General features: G+C 41.4%; 16 protein-coding genes. 14 read left to right on the top strand and 2 right to left on the bottom strand.

All coding sequences use genetic code 11. From position 1 onward, the window contains the following. The first annotated feature begins 387 nt into the window (after window positions 1–387). The 14 genes from accB (at window position 388) to spo0A (ending at window position 14,980) form a co-directional block, all read left to right on the top strand. Complete coding sequence (gene accB / locus CHI10_RS13725; RefSeq protein ID WP_095244808.1) at window positions 388–894, top strand: acetyl-CoA carboxylase biotin carboxyl carrier protein; 507 nt, start codon at window positions 388–390, stop codon at window positions 892–894. Window positions 895–908: 14 nt separating this feature from the next. Further along, a complete protein-coding gene (gene accC, locus CHI10_RS13720; RefSeq protein WP_095244807.1) occupies window positions 909–2,261 on the top strand; it encodes an acetyl-CoA carboxylase biotin carboxylase subunit in 1,353 nt (450 codons plus the stop codon). Window positions 2,262–2,281: 20 nt separating this feature from the next. Continuing rightward, window positions 2,282–2,689, top strand: a complete 408-nt coding sequence (locus tag CHI10_RS13715; protein WP_035330002.1) for an Asp23/Gls24 family envelope stress response protein — start codon at window positions 2,282–2,284, stop codon at window positions 2,687–2,689. Between the two features lie 272 nt (window positions 2,690–2,961). Beyond that, window positions 2,962–3,351, top strand: coding sequence for a transcription antitermination factor NusB (gene nusB / locus CHI10_RS13710; RefSeq protein ID WP_095244806.1), 390 nt, complete (start codon window positions 2,962–2,964; stop codon window positions 3,349–3,351). A gap of 95 nt (window positions 3,352–3,446) precedes the next feature. Next, window positions 3,447–4,301, top strand: coding sequence for a bifunctional methylenetetrahydrofolate dehydrogenase/methenyltetrahydrofolate cyclohydrolase FolD (gene folD, locus CHI10_RS13705; protein ID WP_095244805.1), 855 nt, complete (start codon window positions 3,447–3,449; stop codon window positions 4,299–4,301). Between the two features lie 146 nt (window positions 4,302–4,447). Continuing rightward, window positions 4,448–5,788 carry an exodeoxyribonuclease VII large subunit gene (xseA, locus tag CHI10_RS13700; protein WP_095244814.1) on the top strand — a complete coding sequence of 447 codons (1,341 nt, stop codon included), beginning with the start codon at window positions 4,448–4,450 and terminating at the stop codon, window positions 5,786–5,788. A 5-nt stretch (window positions 5,789–5,793) separates the two neighbouring features. Next, complete coding sequence (xseB, locus tag CHI10_RS13695) at window positions 5,794–6,027, top strand: exodeoxyribonuclease VII small subunit (RefSeq protein ID WP_048008230.1); 234 nt, start codon at window positions 5,794–5,796, stop codon at window positions 6,025–6,027. 2 nt (window positions 6,028–6,029) lie between these two features. Further along, the gene (locus CHI10_RS13690; RefSeq protein WP_095244804.1) at window positions 6,030–6,920 is read left to right on the top strand and encodes a polyprenyl synthetase family protein; all 891 of its coding nucleotides are present in this window, start codon (window positions 6,030–6,032) and stop codon (window positions 6,918–6,920) included. A gap of 366 nt (window positions 6,921–7,286) precedes the next feature. Next, window positions 7,287–9,182: a 1-deoxy-D-xylulose-5-phosphate synthase gene (gene dxs / locus CHI10_RS13680; protein WP_095244802.1), complete on the top strand. Its 1,896-nt coding sequence runs from the start codon at window positions 7,287–7,289 to the stop codon at window positions 9,180–9,182. Window positions 9,183–9,185: 3 nt separating this feature from the next. Continuing rightward, window positions 9,186–10,031 carry a TlyA family RNA methyltransferase gene (locus CHI10_RS13675; protein ID WP_095244801.1) on the top strand — a complete coding sequence of 282 codons (846 nt, stop codon included), beginning with the start codon at window positions 9,186–9,188 and terminating at the stop codon, window positions 10,029–10,031. A 172-nt stretch (window positions 10,032–10,203) separates the two neighbouring features. Continuing rightward, window positions 10,204–10,653 carry a transcriptional regulator AhrC/ArgR gene (gene ahrC, locus CHI10_RS13670; RefSeq protein ID WP_095244800.1) on the top strand — a complete coding sequence of 150 codons (450 nt, stop codon included), beginning with the start codon at window positions 10,204–10,206 and terminating at the stop codon, window positions 10,651–10,653. A gap of 73 nt (window positions 10,654–10,726) precedes the next feature. Continuing rightward, on the top strand, window positions 10,727–12,409 hold the full coding sequence (recN, locus tag CHI10_RS13665; RefSeq protein WP_095244799.1) for a DNA repair protein RecN: 1,683 nt from the start codon (window positions 10,727–10,729) through the stop codon (window positions 12,407–12,409). Window positions 12,410–12,591: 182 nt separating this feature from the next. Then, window positions 12,592–13,881, top strand: a complete 1,290-nt coding sequence (gene spoIVB / locus CHI10_RS13660) for a SpoIVB peptidase (RefSeq protein WP_095244798.1) — start codon at window positions 12,592–12,594, stop codon at window positions 13,879–13,881. Between the two features lie 310 nt (window positions 13,882–14,191). After that, the gene (spo0A, locus tag CHI10_RS13650) at window positions 14,192–14,980 is read left to right on the top strand and encodes a sporulation transcription factor Spo0A (RefSeq protein WP_095244796.1); all 789 of its coding nucleotides are present in this window, start codon (window positions 14,192–14,194) and stop codon (window positions 14,978–14,980) included. Window positions 14,981–15,101: 121 nt separating this feature from the next. Here the strand turns inward: spo0A and CHI10_RS13645 are convergent, their stop codons facing one another. Together CHI10_RS13645 and CHI10_RS13640 are read right to left on the bottom strand one after the other, a co-directional pair. After that, entirely contained in the window at window positions 15,102–15,242 is a 141-nt protein-coding gene (locus CHI10_RS13645) for a YycC family protein (RefSeq protein WP_082138922.1), read from the bottom strand. A gap of 16 nt (window positions 15,243–15,258) precedes the next feature. After that, on the bottom strand, window positions 15,259–15,495 hold the full coding sequence (locus CHI10_RS13640; RefSeq protein WP_048008222.1) for a DUF2627 domain-containing protein: 237 nt from the start codon (window positions 15,493–15,495) through the stop codon (window positions 15,259–15,261). Window positions 15,496–15,585: the final 90 nt, after the last annotated feature.

Below are 15,585 nucleotides of genomic sequence, written 5' to 3'. Positions count from 1 at the left end.
CGGAAATCAACGGACTACATTATTGACGAAAAACAGACATATATACGAAAATAGACTAATTTATTTGCGGTTTGGTAACTATTACACAAACAAATAGTGAAAAAGTCCTGATTTCGAAGTGATCTTGGATGAAATTCGGTTAAATCCAATGAAACATTTCACAAACATTTAGAAAAATATTAAAATGGAACATAGGACGGATAGAGAAATTATTATCCAGTACATAATAGAATGTTGAAGTTTTATAAGGTCTTATCGTATGATATTAGTATCTAGTCATAATTCAAACCATGCAGAACATTCCAGCCGTATGATTCTAATCTTTCAGCAATACTTGCATACGGATAAAAGGGATAATCATGCAATGAGAAAACAAGGGGTGCCAAAATGTTAAAAGTACAAGAAATCCGTGAACTGATTAAATTGGTAGATCAGTCAAATATCGATGAATTTGTATACGAGCATGAAGGGTCTAAAATTAAAATGAAGAAAAAAGGCAATGAAGCCGCTGTTGTACAGCAAGTTCAGCCTGCAGCTGCCCAAGTGTCAGCGCCTGCTCCACAGCCGGTCCAGCCAGCTGCTGTGAAAGTGGAAGAGCCTAAAGCAGAAGCGCCAGCGGCTGCTCCTGCACCAAATGCTGAAGCCGCAGAAGATTTACATAAGATTGTCTCACCAATGGTAGGGACTTTTTATCAATCATCATCACCTGATGCTGATGCATATGTAAAAGCCGGTTCAAAAGTAACAAAGGATTCCATTGTCTGCATTGTAGAAGCAATGAAATTATTTAATGAAATTGAAGCAGAAGTTAATGGTGAAATTGTAGAAGTGCTTGTAAAGGACGGCCAATTAGTAGAATATGGCCAGCCACTATTTTTAGTAAAGCCTGAATAAGGAGCGGTTACAGAATGATAAAAAAACTCTTGATTGCCAACAGAGGAGAAATAGCTGTCCGCATTATCAGGGCAGCCCGTGAAATGGGGATTGAATCTGTTGCTGTCTTTTCAGAAGCTGACAGGGAAGCGCTCCATGTACAGCTTGCGGATGAGGCATATTGCATTGGTCCGAAAGCATCCAAGGACAGCTATTTAAATTTTACAAATATAATAAGTGTCGCCAAGCTTACTGGCTGTGACGCCATTCATCCAGGTTATGGATTCCTTGCAGAGAATGCGGACTTTGCAGAACTGTGCAGAGAATGCAATATTATTTTTGTCGGCCCGACACCAGAAGCCATCAGCAAAATGGGCACAAAGGATATTGCAAGGGAAACGATGAAGGAAGCAGGAGTTCCGATTGTTCCGGGCTCTAATGGAATCATTAAGGATGCTGAAGACGCTATTCAGCTGGCAGAAAAGATTGAATATCCGGTCATTATTAAAGCAACTGCGGGCGGAGGCGGGAAAGGAATCCGTGTAGCGCGCAATGAGCAGGAGCTTATTAAGGGAATAACGATCACACAGCAGGAAGCACTGACAGCATTCGGGAATCCTGGTGTTTACATCGAAAAATATATCGAGGACTTCCGTCATGTGGAGATCCAGGTTCTCGCAGACAATTACGGGAACACCGTCCATCTCGGGGAAAGGGATTGTTCCATCCAAAGGCGTCTGCAAAAGCTTCTTGAGGAAACGCCTTCACCTGCACTTGACGGTGAAACACGCGAAGAGATGGGAAATGCTGCTGTAAAAGCTGCAAAAGCGGTTGATTATACAGGCGCTGGCACGATAGAATTTATATACGATTATATAAATCGCAAGTTCTATTTCATGGAAATGAACACACGTATTCAGGTGGAGCACCCTGTTACAGAGATGGTAACAGGCGTCGATTTAATCAAGGAGCAAATTAAGGTTGCTTCTGGAGAAAAGCTTAATTTTACACAGAGTGATGTGACATTTAACGGCTGGTCAATCGAATGCAGAATTAATGCGGAAAATCCGGAGAAGAATTTTATGCCATCAGCAGGAAGGATCAATATGTATCTGCCTCCTGGCGGGCTTGGTGTCCGAGTCGATTCTGCTGCCTACCCGGGCTATATGATTCCACCATATTACGATTCAATGATTGCAAAAGTGATCACTTATGGTAATACTAGAGAAGAAGCCATTTCCAGAATGAAAAGGGCATTAAGCGAATTTGTAGTGGAAGGGGTTCATACAACAATTCCGTTCCATCTCAAGCTCTTAAGCCATGAAAATTTTGTGGAAGGGCAGTTTAATACGAAATTTCTTGAATTGCATGATGTAATGAATTCTTAAAGACTTGTGGAGGTGCTAAAATGAACGAAAATAACATTCTCGAAATGAGCCCTGAAAATTCAGGTCTGGGCAAGGTGGAAATTGCACCGGAAGTTATTGAGGTTATTGCCGGCATTGCTGCTTCAGAAGTAGAAGGTGTTGCGCAAATGCGCGGGAACTTCGCTACAGGAGTGGTTGAACGGCTTGGTAAAAAGAACCACGGCAAAGGTGTTAAAGTTGAATTAACAGAAGAAGGCATCAAAGTCGATGTTTATTGTCTGATGAAATTCGGCGTGTCCATCCCAAGCGTTGCCCAAAAAATCCAGGACAACATCCGTCAGGCACTGTTGAATATGACAGCCCTGGACGCCCAGGAAGTAAACATTCACGTAGTAGGAATCATGTTTGAAAACCAAAAGCATGAAGTTGAATACGAACAGGAAATGTAACATTACACATCAAGCCAAAGACATCAGACCCGTCTTTGGCTTTTCTTATGGTTCATTCTCTTCATCATTCACTCCCAAAAACGTTATAAAGGAGTTTGTAAAGGGAAAATTAATATTATAAGTTTTCTTGCATTTGTTTCTGACCAAACATAATGCTCTTGTTGTAGTGCGAAGATTCCTTACTTATGCTATTATCTTCTTATGCAATTTTTGGACGTGCAAATGCTCAAAAATGAAAATTACTATGCTAGCCATAAAGGAGTTTTATAAAGATGAAGAGAAGAACAGCCAGAGAAAAAGCATTGCAGGCTTTATTTCAAATTGATGTAAGCGGGACAGAACCAGAAACCGCCATCGAACATGTTTTAGAGGGCGAAAAGAACGATGAATATCTTAGCAAACTTGTATCAGGTGTGCTGGAGCATAAAGAAACAATTGATAACGAAATCAAAGGGTTTCTTGAAAAATGGACGCTGGAGAGACTTGCCACTGTAGACCGCAATCTTCTGCGCTTATCTATTTTTGAACTGCTGTATTTAACAGAGGAAGTGCCAGCCAATGTGGTGCTCGATGAAGCAATTGAGATTGCCAAACTATACGGCGATGATCAGTCAAGCAAGTTTATTAATGGTGTTTTATCAAAGGTAAAAGAAAAACTTTAAAAAACATACACTGGATATGCTGGTACTTTCAGGATGCAAGCAAAGCCGGCAGTCCTTATCAAAGGCGTTTTCGAGTTTCTGATAGGGGGATACAAATGGCTGCAGAATTAATAGATGGAAAAGAAATTGCAAGAAAGAAACAGGATCGTATCGGTGCTGAAGTGCAAAAGCTGAAGGCAGAAGGAGTCACGCCGGGATTGGCTGTTATTTTAGCGGGGGATAATCAGGCATCCAGAACATATGTGAACAACAAGCAGAAAACCTGCAATAAGCTGGGCATGTATTCTATGCTTATTGAACTTCCTGAAAGCGTCAGTGAACAAGAGCTTATCAGAAAAATCACTGAGTTGAATAAAAGTGATGCAATCCATGGAATCCTCGTCCAGTTGCCGCTCCCAAGCCATATTAATGAAAAAGCCATCATTGAGTCTATATCACCTGAGAAAGATGTGGATGGATTTCATCCTATAAATATCGGCAGAATGATGACAGCTCAGGATGCCTATATCCCTTGTACTCCTGCAGGGATCATTGAAATGCTAGAAAGCATCGGGGCAGACATTTCCGGAAAGCATGTAGTGGTTATTGGCAGAAGCAACATCGTAGGTAAGCCTGCAGGACAGCTGTTTCTTAATAAAGATGCAACTGTTACCTACTGTCACTCGAAAACAGCTAATCTAAAGGAATATACAAAGCGGGCAGACATTCTGGTGGCAGCAGCAGGTAAAGCCAATTTAATTACTGAGGACCATGTAAAACATGGTGTGATTGTGATTGATGTGGGCATGAATCGAGATGCGGAAGGAAAGCTTTGCGGCGATGTTGATTTCGAGACAGTTAAGCACATAGCAGGGTACATTACTCCTGTTCCGGGCGGAGTGGGGCCGATGACCATTACCATGTTAATGCACAACACGTTGAAGGCAGCAAAGTCTATAAGCAAAATCTGAAATTCATGGCCGCCATAGATGCAAAATCTGTCCATTTCCATTATCCTGTATTTAGGAAGCCTGTCATGCAGGCTGAATGGAAGGGCAGTTTTTTTGTGTTATTGCTTTGCAGGAGTCCATGCGACCTCTGCATAAAGGAGATTGTTATGAAGGAACAGCAGTATCTGACAGTTCACGCACTGACCAAATACATAAAAAGAAAATTTGACGCCGACCCTCATTTGCAAAATATTTTGGTTAAGGGAGAAATCTCAAACTTTAAACAGCACTCCAGCGGTCATATGTATTTCACTTTAAAGGATGAGAAAGCCAGAATTTTAGCCGTAATGTTTGCAGGAAATGCGAGATCCATGAAATTCAGGCCGGAGAACGGCATGAAGGTTTTAGTTCGCGGAGCGATTTCCGTTTATGAATCGAGCGGGCAATATCAAATGTATGTACAGGAAATGCAGCCGGACGGGATTGGTGAGCTTTATCTGGCATACGAGCAGCTTAAAGAGAAACTGGAGAAAGAAGGATACTTTTCGTCTGCACATAAAAAAAATATCCCGCGCTATCCAAAGACAGTTGCGGTTATCACATCTCCTACGGGTGCTGCAATCAGAGATATTTTGACAACGCTCAAAAGGCGCTATCCAATCGCAAACATACTTATATTCCCTGCGCTTGTGCAGGGGAACCAGGCAGCACCATCTATTGTGAAAGCGATTAAGGATGCTAATTCCTCCGGGGAAGCGGACGTCTTAATTATCGGCCGGGGCGGAGGTTCTATTGAAGAGCTTTGGGCTTTTAATGAGGAAGCTGTGGCAAGGGCCATATTTAAGTCAGTAATACCTGTAATTTCAGCTGTCGGCCATGAAACAGATTTTACAATAGCGGATTTTGTTGCAGATTTAAGGGCTCCTACCCCAACCGGAGCTGCTGAATTGGCAGTCCCGCACATTGATGACCTGAAAGAAAGGCTTTTTAACAGGCAATCAAGGCTGATAAGAGCGATGAAGGAACAAATTGTACTGCAAAATGAAAGGCTTCTAAGGGTACAGAAATCCTATGCTTTCAGATACCCGCAAAAATTGTATGAACAAAAACTGGAACAGCTGGATAAATTGACTGAACAGCTGTTACGGGGATCCAAAAGGCTGCATGATTTAAAGCAGGAACAAGCTGATATCCTGCGGAAAAGGCTGGTTAGAAGTCATCCCGGCCAGCTGAAGGATCAGGCAAAAGAAAAACATGATCGGCTCCATAAGCTTTTAAATAAAACAATGGCAAATACCCTGGCTGCAAAGGAAAAGGATTTTGCGAGGGTCATTTCAACCCTTGAGGCACTCAGTCCTCTCAAAATCATGGATAGAGGCTATAGCCTTGCTTATACAGAAAAGGAATCCCTGGTAAAGACTGTGTATCAGGTTAAAGTGGATGATATGTTAAAATTGAAGGTATCTGATGGAACTATTGAATGCAGGGTAACGGATATTGAGGAGTGAATGGCATGGCGGATGAAAAGCAACTTTCATTTGAGCAAGCGATGGAAGAACTTGAAGTGATTGTGGAAAAGCTTGAAGAGGGCGACGTTCCTCTTGAAGAGGCAATTAATATTTATAAAAAGGGCATGGAGCTTTCAAAATTATGCCATGATAAGCTTAAAAATGTGGAATCACAGCTTACGGAAATACTGACGGAAGACGGCCGAAAAACGAACTTCGCCATTCCGGAGGAGGAATAATCTTGCAGCAATCCTTAAGTTCTTTCTCTGAATTGCATAAGCGAAAATTGGAAATCCATTTAAAAGAATATGTACATAAACTGAATGCTCCATCTGAAATCAAGGAATCGATGAATTATTCACTTGAAGCCGGAGGAAAGCGGATCAGGCCGATGCTGTTATTTGCCACATTGGCTGCTTTTGGCGAAGATACGGCAAAAGGGTTATGGACTGCGGCGGCGATCGAAATGATCCATACCTATTCGCTCATTCATGATGACCTTCCAAGTATGGATAATGACGATTTAAGAAGAGGTAAACCGACTAACCATAAAGTATATGGAGAAGCTTTTGCAATCCTGGCAGGTGATGCCTTGCTCACATACAGCTTCCAGACCATTGCGGAAACCCCAGACGAATTCTCTTCAGCCGAAACCAGGCTCTCTTTAATTAAAGTGCTTTCAAAAGCTGCCGGAGCTGAAGGGATGGTTGGAGGCCAGGCAGCAGACATTAAAGGAGAGGGCAAACAGCTGGACATAGAAGACTTAGAGTATATCCACGTGCATAAGACCGGCAAATTGCTTGAATGCAGTGTGGTTTCAGGTGCTATTTTGGCTAATGCCAATGAAGAGACGATTCAGACACTATCCCATTTTGCCTATCATCTGGGACTGGCTTTTCAAATCCGGGATGATATTCTTGACCTTGAAGGGACAGAAGAAATAATCGGGAAGCCTGTTGGCAGTGATGAATCAAAAAATAAAAGCACCTATCCAGCTCTTCTTACTATGAATGGCGCAAAAGAGGCTCTCGAATACCACATCAGATCTGCAAAAGAGAAGCTGAAGGAAACAGGCCTTCAAACAGATCTGCTGGAAGAAATAACAGATCTAATTGCAAACAGGGACCACTAATTTCTGGATTACATACTCATAATTGCAAAAATCGGGTACAAAAATGAATGAAGAAACGATGCCGTGCCGCTGTACTATTTGTACCAGCGGCATTTGCTGGTTAATAAAATGATGGTCTTTATTGTATATATTTTGGTATGATAGAAATTGCTGCCGGGAGTCTTTCCCAAGAAAGACTGGCCGGAGTGCGAGACTGTTTAAAATGAAAAGCATTTGGAAAATCTCCTGTAATAAGGTAATCTTAAGATATTATCTTTTAGACAGGCTGGACGCCGTAATAAACAGGCTCTGATTTTTATAAACATGGTTGCCAAAATATACGTAAAAAAACGGACGAATAAGAAACGAAAGTGAGTGGTCCGCAGTATGGATCTGTTATCAATTAAAGACCCTTCCTTTTTAAAAGGGCTCTCGAATAAAGAATTGGAAAGTCTCAGTCAGGATATCCGCACCTTCCTGATTGAAAAGCTATCAGGCACAGGGGGACATATTGGCCCTAATCTTGGAGTTGTGGAACTGACTGTTGCATTGCATAAATGTTTTGACAGTCCGAAGGATAAGATTATCTGGGATGTCGGACATCAGTCATATGTCCACAAAATCCTTACAGGCCGTGCGTGCCAATTCGATACTCTTAGACAATATAAAGGTCTTTGCGGCTTTCCTAAGATGATTGAAAGTGAGCATGATGTATGGGAAACAGGTCATAGTTCTACTTCTTTATCTGCCGCGATGGGTATGGCCATTGCAAGAGACCTGAAAAAAGAGAGCAATTATGTCATTCCCGTTATTGGGGATGGTGCCTTAACTGGCGGAATGGCTTTAGAGGCTTTAAATCATATCGGCCATGAAAAAAAAGATATGATTGTCATATTAAATGACAATGAAATGTCGATTGCTCCAAATGTGGGTGCCCTGCACAATGTTCTTGGAAGGTTAAGGACTGCAGGCAAATATAATTGGGTTAAAGATGAACTTGAATATTTTTTAAAAAAGGTTCCGGCAGTCGGCGGCAAATTGGCCTCAACTGCTGAAAGACTGAAAGACAGTCTTAAGTATCTGTTTGTTTCAGGCATGTTCTTTGAGGAATTAGGCTTTACCTATTTGGGGCCTGTCGATGGGCATAATTATGAAGCTTTATTTGAGAACCTTGCGTATGCCAAGAAAACAGAAGGCCCGGTGCTTCTCCATGTTATAACGAAAAAAGGGAAAGGCTATCACCCTGCAGAAAGCGACAAGATCGGCACTTGGCATGGTACAGGCCCATACAAAATGGAAACAGGGGACTTTGTGAAACCTGCAGCTGCGCCGCCTCCTGCATGGAGCAAGCTTGTGTCAGAAACCATCAGGGAACTTGCGAGAAAAGATGAAAGAATTGTTGCAATCACTCCAGCAATGCCTGTTGGTTCAAAGCTTGAAGGCTTTGCAAGTGAATTTCCGGATCGGATGTATGATGTTGGTATTGCCGAACAGCATGCAGCAACTGTAGCTGCTGGCCTGGCAACTCAAAACATGAAGCCGTTCCTTGCGATTTATTCTACTTTCCTGCAGCGTGCTTATGATCAGGTCGTACACGATATTGCACGCCAGAACTTGAATGTATTCATTGGAATCGACCGGGCAGGACTCGTTGGTGCAGATGGGGAAACACATCAGGGTGTATTCGATATCGCATTTTTAAGGCATTTGCCGAACATGGTTTTGATGATGCCAAAGGATGAAAATGAAGGCCAGCATATGGTAAAAACAGCCATTGAATATAACGATGGCCCAATCGCTATGCGGTTCCCGCGCGGAAATGGCATCGGGGTGCCGATGGACGCGGAACTTAAAGCTATTCCAATTGGAACATGGGAAGTTCTGCGCGATGGCAGCGACGGAGCAATTTTAACCTTTGGGACAACCATTCCAATGGCATTGAAGGCAGCTCAGCTAATGGAAAAACAAGGGCATTCCATTAAAGTCATTAATGCAAGGTTTATTAAGCCATTTGATGAAAAGATGCTGCATGAATTGCTCGCAGCGAATATGCCTATTCTTACGATAGAAGAAGCTGTCCTGCAGGGGGGCTTTGGAAGTGCAGTACTTGAATATGCACACGAGCATGGCTTCCATCACTCCGAAATAGACCGAATGGGAATACCTGATACATTTATTGAACATGGCAGTGTAAATGAACTATTGGAAGAAATCGGGATGACAGTAGACAATGTTGTGGAAAGAATGGGAAAACTGGCACGAAAAAAACAAAAAAGGGCTTGAAAAATGAAAACAAAGAAAGAGCGATTAGACGTTTTATTAGTTGAAAGAGGTCTTGCTGAAACGAGAGAAAAAGCGAAAAGGGCCGTTATGGCCGGTTTGGTGTTCAGCAATGAAAGCAGATTGGATAAACCGGGCGAAAAGGTTAGTGAAGATATTCCGCTGGCCATCAAGGGAAAGGTTATGCCCTATGTCAGCCGCGGAGGCTTAAAGCTTGAGAAAGCTCTGAAGGTTTTTGATTTAGAAATCGAAGACAAGATCCTCCTTGACATTGGATCCTCAACCGGGGGCTTCACAGATTGCGCCCTGCAGAATGGCGCAAACATGTCCTATGCTTTGGATGTCGGGTATAATCAGCTTGCCTGGAAATTAAGGCAGGATGAGCGGGTTGTTGTCATGGAAAGGACCAATTTTAGGTATGTAACTCCTGCAGATCTTTCAGCCGGTATGCCTGATTTTGCTTCCATCGATGTTTCGTTCATCTCTTTAAAGCTTATATTGCCTGTATTAAAAACATTGCTGGTTCCAGGCAGTGACACAGTTGCCTTAGTGAAACCGCAATTTGAAGCCGGACGGGAGCAGGTTGGAAAAAAAGGAATTGTCAGAGATCCTAAAATACACGAAGCCGTCCTTGATAAAATTATCGAATTTGCTTTAAGTCTTGGCTATGATGTCAAAGACGTTTCTTATTCACCGATTACCGGCGGAGATGGCAACATAGAGTTTCTTCTCCATCTGTATTGGTCAGGCAGCAAAGAAGAAGGCGAAAATCTCCTTAAAGCCCCGACTGATAAGATTGTAAAAGAAGCCCACGCCGAACTGAAAACAAAGCAGGTTAAAGAAGAGGAATAGGCTGATGCCTGTTCCTTTTTTTAGAGGAATTTGTCGCGTAAGGACGAATTATAATAATTATATACGGGAAAATTGTACTTTATTGAGAAAATCAGCTAACATTATAATACAAAACACTATAAATTAATTTTTTTCTGCCTGCTGTCAAGCGGCTGATTATAGAGGTGAAAAAATGAATAAAGGGCAAAGACATATTAAAATACGCGAAATTATTACTAATAACGATATTGAAACACAGGATGACCTGGTGGATGAATTAAAAAATGCAGGGTTTAATGTTACCCAGGCGACAGTCTCAAGAGATATTAAAGAGCTTCACCTGGTAAAAGTACCTTTAATGGACGGAAGGTATAAATACAGTCTTCCAGCTGATCAGCGTTTCAATCCTCTGCAAAAACTTAAAAGAAACTTAATGGATGCCTTTGTTAGAGTGGATACTGCAGGACATCTCCTTGTAATGAAGACTCTTCCGGGAAATGCCATGGCTATTGGCGCACTGATTGATAACCTTGATTGGGAAGAGATTCTGGGGACAATTTGCGGGGATGACACATGCCTGATCATTTGCAAAACCCCTGAGGACACAGAAGTCATTTCAAACCGTTTTCTTGAAATGCTGTAGATAATTTCAAGTTCAGAGCGCCTGTCCCCCCTGGTGGCAAAGCGCTTCTGCTTTTTCTAATGAGGTGATAAGCTTGTTAAATGAAATAACGATACGAAATTTTGCTATAATCGAAGCCCTTTCTGTCTCATTTGAAAAGGGCTTAACTGTTTTAACCGGTGAAACAGGGGCAGGGAAATCCATTATTATTGATGCCATTCACTTGCTGGCTGGAGGCAGGGGATCTGCAGAGTTTGTCCGGCATGGTGAAGATAAGGCTGAGTTAGAGGGGCTTTTTATCCTTGATGATCATAGGCACCCTTGCTATAAACGAGCTGCAGAATTTGGAATAGAGATTGAAGATGGAATGATCGTTCTCCGCAGAGATATATCTAAGACAGGAAAAAGCGTTTGCAGAGTGAACGGAAAACTGGTCACTATTTCTGCTTTAAGGGAAATCGGAAGTTCACTTATTGATATACACGGTCAGCACGAACATCAGGAATTAATGAATGAAACCTTGCATCTTCCTCTTCTCGATCAGTTTGGAGGAACGAAGATTTCTGCTTCTCTTTCTGAATATCAGGATATCTACAAATTATATGAAAGCACTTTGAAAAAGCTTAAGAATTTAAGTGAGAATGAACAGCAAATGGCGCACCGGCTGGATTTAATCCAATTTCAGCTTGATGAAATCCAGTCGGCACAGCTGAAATTGAATGAAGATGAAGATCTGATTGAAGAAAAGAGAAAACTATCCAACTTTGAACGGATTTTTGATTCAGTTCAGTCTGGCTATAATGCTCTTCAAGGAGAGCAAAAAGGGCTCGATTGGATTGGGTTGGTTATGGGGTATATGAATGATGCCGCGGAATTGGACCCATCGTATAAAGAAATAGCGGAAAATGTGGCAAACAGCTTCTATTTGCTTGAAGATGCAGCCAGTTCCCTGCGCAATGAAATGGACTTTATGGAATATGATCCCCAAAGGCTTAATGAAATCGAAAACAGACTGAATGAAATAAATGGGCTAAAAAGAAAATATGGAAAAACGGTAGAAGAAGTGCTGGAATACGCAGCAAAAATAGAAGAAGAAATTGAAACCCTGCAAAATAAAGAAACCCATATTGATAAGCTGCAAAAAGAAGTTGCTGCCCTGAAAAAAGACCTTATGGTTGAAGGGGAAGAACTGAGCAAGCTGCGGAGAAAATCTGCTCTAAAGCTTACGAAGTTAATTCATAAAGAGCTTAAGGAATTATACATGGAAAAAACAGTTTTTGAGGTAAGGTTCTTTTCTGATCCCGAAGTTCTTTTGAAAAATGGAGTTGACAGGGCGGAGTTCTATATTTCCACCAATCCGGGAGAACCGCTCAAGCCTCTGTCTAAGATTGCATCGGGAGGGGAATTATCCCGAATCATGCTTGCCTTAAAGAGTATTTTCTCAAAACATCAGGGTGTTACAAGTATTATCTTCGATGAAGTGGACACAGGTGTGAGCGGAAGAGTTGCACAAGCTATCGCGGAGAAGATTCATCATGTTTCCGTGGACTCACAGGTGCTTTGCATTTCTCACCTGCCACAGGTTGCAGCGATTGCAGATACTCATTTATTTATTGCTAAAAACACAAATGAAGGGCGGACCAAAACTACAGTGAAGCCTCTGAATGAAGAAGAGAAGATAAAAGAAATCAGCCGTATGATTTCAGGAGTGGAAATTACCGATTTGACAAAAGAGCATGCAAAAGAGCTGCTGCATATGGCTAAACAGCTGAAATAATTATGATCCAATATCCGGTGTGTGCCATTAAGCTGCGCAGCGAGATCTAATACCTTGAAAAGCTATCCAAAGCAGGATAGCTTTTTTTATGTCACTGGCAGTTATAAATGCCATCGATGCAGGCAAAATTAAAGATGTAGCCATTTGACGTGGATGGACTAGAAGCGAGGAGAGTGAAAAATTTGACATATGATGTTTTGCGCAAAATAATTGGTGGAATTCTCCTTGTTTCATTAATTGCTTTAGGTTTTTCCAAGCCTGTTCAGGAATATTTGCAAATACCTGCAAATATTACCCTTTTTGAAGGGCAGCAGCTGGATATTGCAAAGGCAGAAGCAGTGTCAGCCGGGCTGTCCATAGATAATTCAAGTGTGGCACTTAAAGAAGGTAACCATTCGATTTCGCTTTCAGCAAAAGAAAATGGAAAAAATGAAATGCTTCTCGAACTGGCAGGTTTTCCGATAAAGAAGGTTGATGTTAATGTCTTAAAAGATTTTAAAGTAATTCCAGGAGGCCAATCAATCGGGGTTAAACTAAATACAGTAGGTGTGTTAGTAGTGGGGCACCATCAGGTTAATACGACTGAAGGAAAAGCTTCGCCAGGAGAAATGGCCGGGATAAAAATCGGAGATATCATTACAGAAATCAATGGTAAGAAAATTGAAAAGATGTCAGATGTTGCCCCTTTTGTTCAAGAAGCAGGCAAAAGCGGCAATCCGCTCCAAATCATTGTCAGCCGTGAAAGCGGGAAGGTGAAAACGGAGCTGACTCCTCTTAAAGAAAACGGGGAAGAAACCTATAAGCTTGGTTTATATATACGTGACTCAGCAGCAGGCATTGGGACGATGACTTTTTATCACCCGGAATCGAAAAAGTATGGAGCACTCGGACATGTTATTTCCGATATGGATACGAAAAAACCCATTGTTGTTGAAGACGGACAAATTGTAAGATCGACTGTTACTTCCATTGAAAAAGGAAGCACTGGCAATCCAGGCGAAAAACTTGCACGATTTTCCTCAGACAAAGAAATAATCGGGAATATTGTCAGGAACAGTCCTTTCGGAATTTTTGGGGAATTAAACCGGGACATGAAAAATGGGATCTTTGACAAACCGATGCCAATAGCATTATCCCATCAGGTAAAAGAGGGAGCCGCTCAAATACTGACTGTAGTGGACAATGATGAAGTACAATTGTTTGATATTGAAATTGTCAGCACGATACCGCAAAAGTTTCCGGCAACAAAAGGAATGGTCATAAAAGTGACAGATCAGAAGCTCCTCGATAAAACAGGCGGGATTGTTCAGGGGATGAGCGGGAGCCCGATCATTCAGGATGGCAGGATTATTGGAGCGGTAACCCACGTGTTTGTTAATGATCCTACTTCAGGATATGGTGTTCATATCGAATGGATGCTAAATGAAGCAGGCATCAATATATATGAAAAAGCAGAAGAAAAAGCATCCTAATAAGGGATGGATCAAAAAAAGGCGGGGAAATCCCGTCTTTTTGATTTTTTATGTTAAAATGACGTTAATTAAAGATTTTTCGACAAGTATACACGAATTGCAAAGAGTATGGCGAAACTGGTCGAAAACAGAAGAAAATAAAAGAAAAAATAAGATTTCGCTGGTTTTTTAAGAAAATTTCAAAAAAGTAGAGGAATTTTTGTTGCATTGTCGAATTTCTCATTTAGAATAGAACATAGATAACATAAAAAGAGCGTGTTCAAAATGAACATTCATTAAAGAGACCATAATGGGCCGAGGAGGAAAGTAAGTGAAGAAAATAAAAGTTTGTGTTGTGGATGATAATAGGGAACTGGTCGGGCTTTTAGAGGAATATATATCTTCCCAGGAGGATATGGAAGTTTCGGGTGTTGCACATAATGGACAGGATTGCCTCGACATTTTAGTGCAGACACAGCCTGATGTTCTTGTGCTGGATATCATCATGCCTCACTTGGATGGACTTGCTGTACTCGAGAAAATGAGAGAATTAAATTTGAATGCACTTCCTAATGTAATTATGCTTACTGCATTCGGCCAGGAGGATGTCACCAAAAAGGCAGTGGATTTGGGAGCATCTTACTTTATTCTTAAACCATTTGATATGGACAATTTGGCAAGCCATATCCGTCAGGTCAGCGGAAAATCCAGCTCATTTCTCCGCAAACCCCTTCCTTCTTACCGTCCCCAGGCAGAAGCGAAGCCGAAGAACCTGGATGCCAGCATCACGAGCATCATTCATGAAATTGGCGTACCTGCTCATATTAAAGGATACTTATATCTTCGTGAAGCGATTTCAATGGTGTACAATGATATCGAACTTCTCGGTTCCATTACGAAAGTGCTGTACCCTGATATTGCTAAAAAATTCAATACGACTGCAAGCCGGGTTGAACGTGCGATCCGCCATGCGATTGAAGTTGCCTGGAGCCGCGGTAATATAGATTCGATTTCCTCTCTTTTCGGATATACAGTCAGCATGACTAAAGCAAAGCCGACTAATTCCGAGTTTATTGCCATGGTGGCAGATAAACTTCGTCTTGAGCATAGGGCTTCTTGAAAGGGTAAGGACTTTTAACAAATTTTATTTAATCTGCTGCGCTCCTATTGGGGCGTTTTTTATTTTTCCTCATGTAATATAAAAAGGTTCAGTTTGAATACTTCAAACTGAACCTTTACTTTTATTTGTTTTCTTCTTTCTCAAGCTCCATCATTTTTTGGATCAAGATATGCTGAGGCATGTGCATGATTTGCTCAAGAGGAAGATTTAGTTTTTCAGCGAGCTTTAATGCTGTTTCAGGTGATATCTGCAGCGGCTTCACTATTATCCCCCACTAACTATTTAGATTTAAAACGATCTTGGACTTTGTTTCTTTTTCGGTCACGATAAAGAATAAACCCTGCGATGAAGCCAAGCCCTATAATCAAGAAAAGGAAACCTGACACAAATTGAAGCCATAAATATGGAAATGGGCTTTGCAGGATGCCAAAGACCATATCTCTCATTAATTTTATCCCATACACAGCCAATATGCCCGGCAGGAGTAAAATTAATAAAGCAATTAGTCTTATCATAAAAAAATTCCCTTCAAATCGAGTTGCCTACCGAAATCATAAATCATTAAAGAAATTTGTCAAGTGCTTCTGCTATGCTAAAATAAAACA

It is taken from the genome of Bacillus sp. 7894-2 (genome assembly GCF_002272225.1).
GTDB lineage: Bacteria > Bacillota > Bacilli > Bacillales > Cytobacillaceae > Cytobacillus.
Note: the sequence above shows the minus strand (reverse complement) of the source record. Positions and strands in the feature narration are given on the sequence as shown.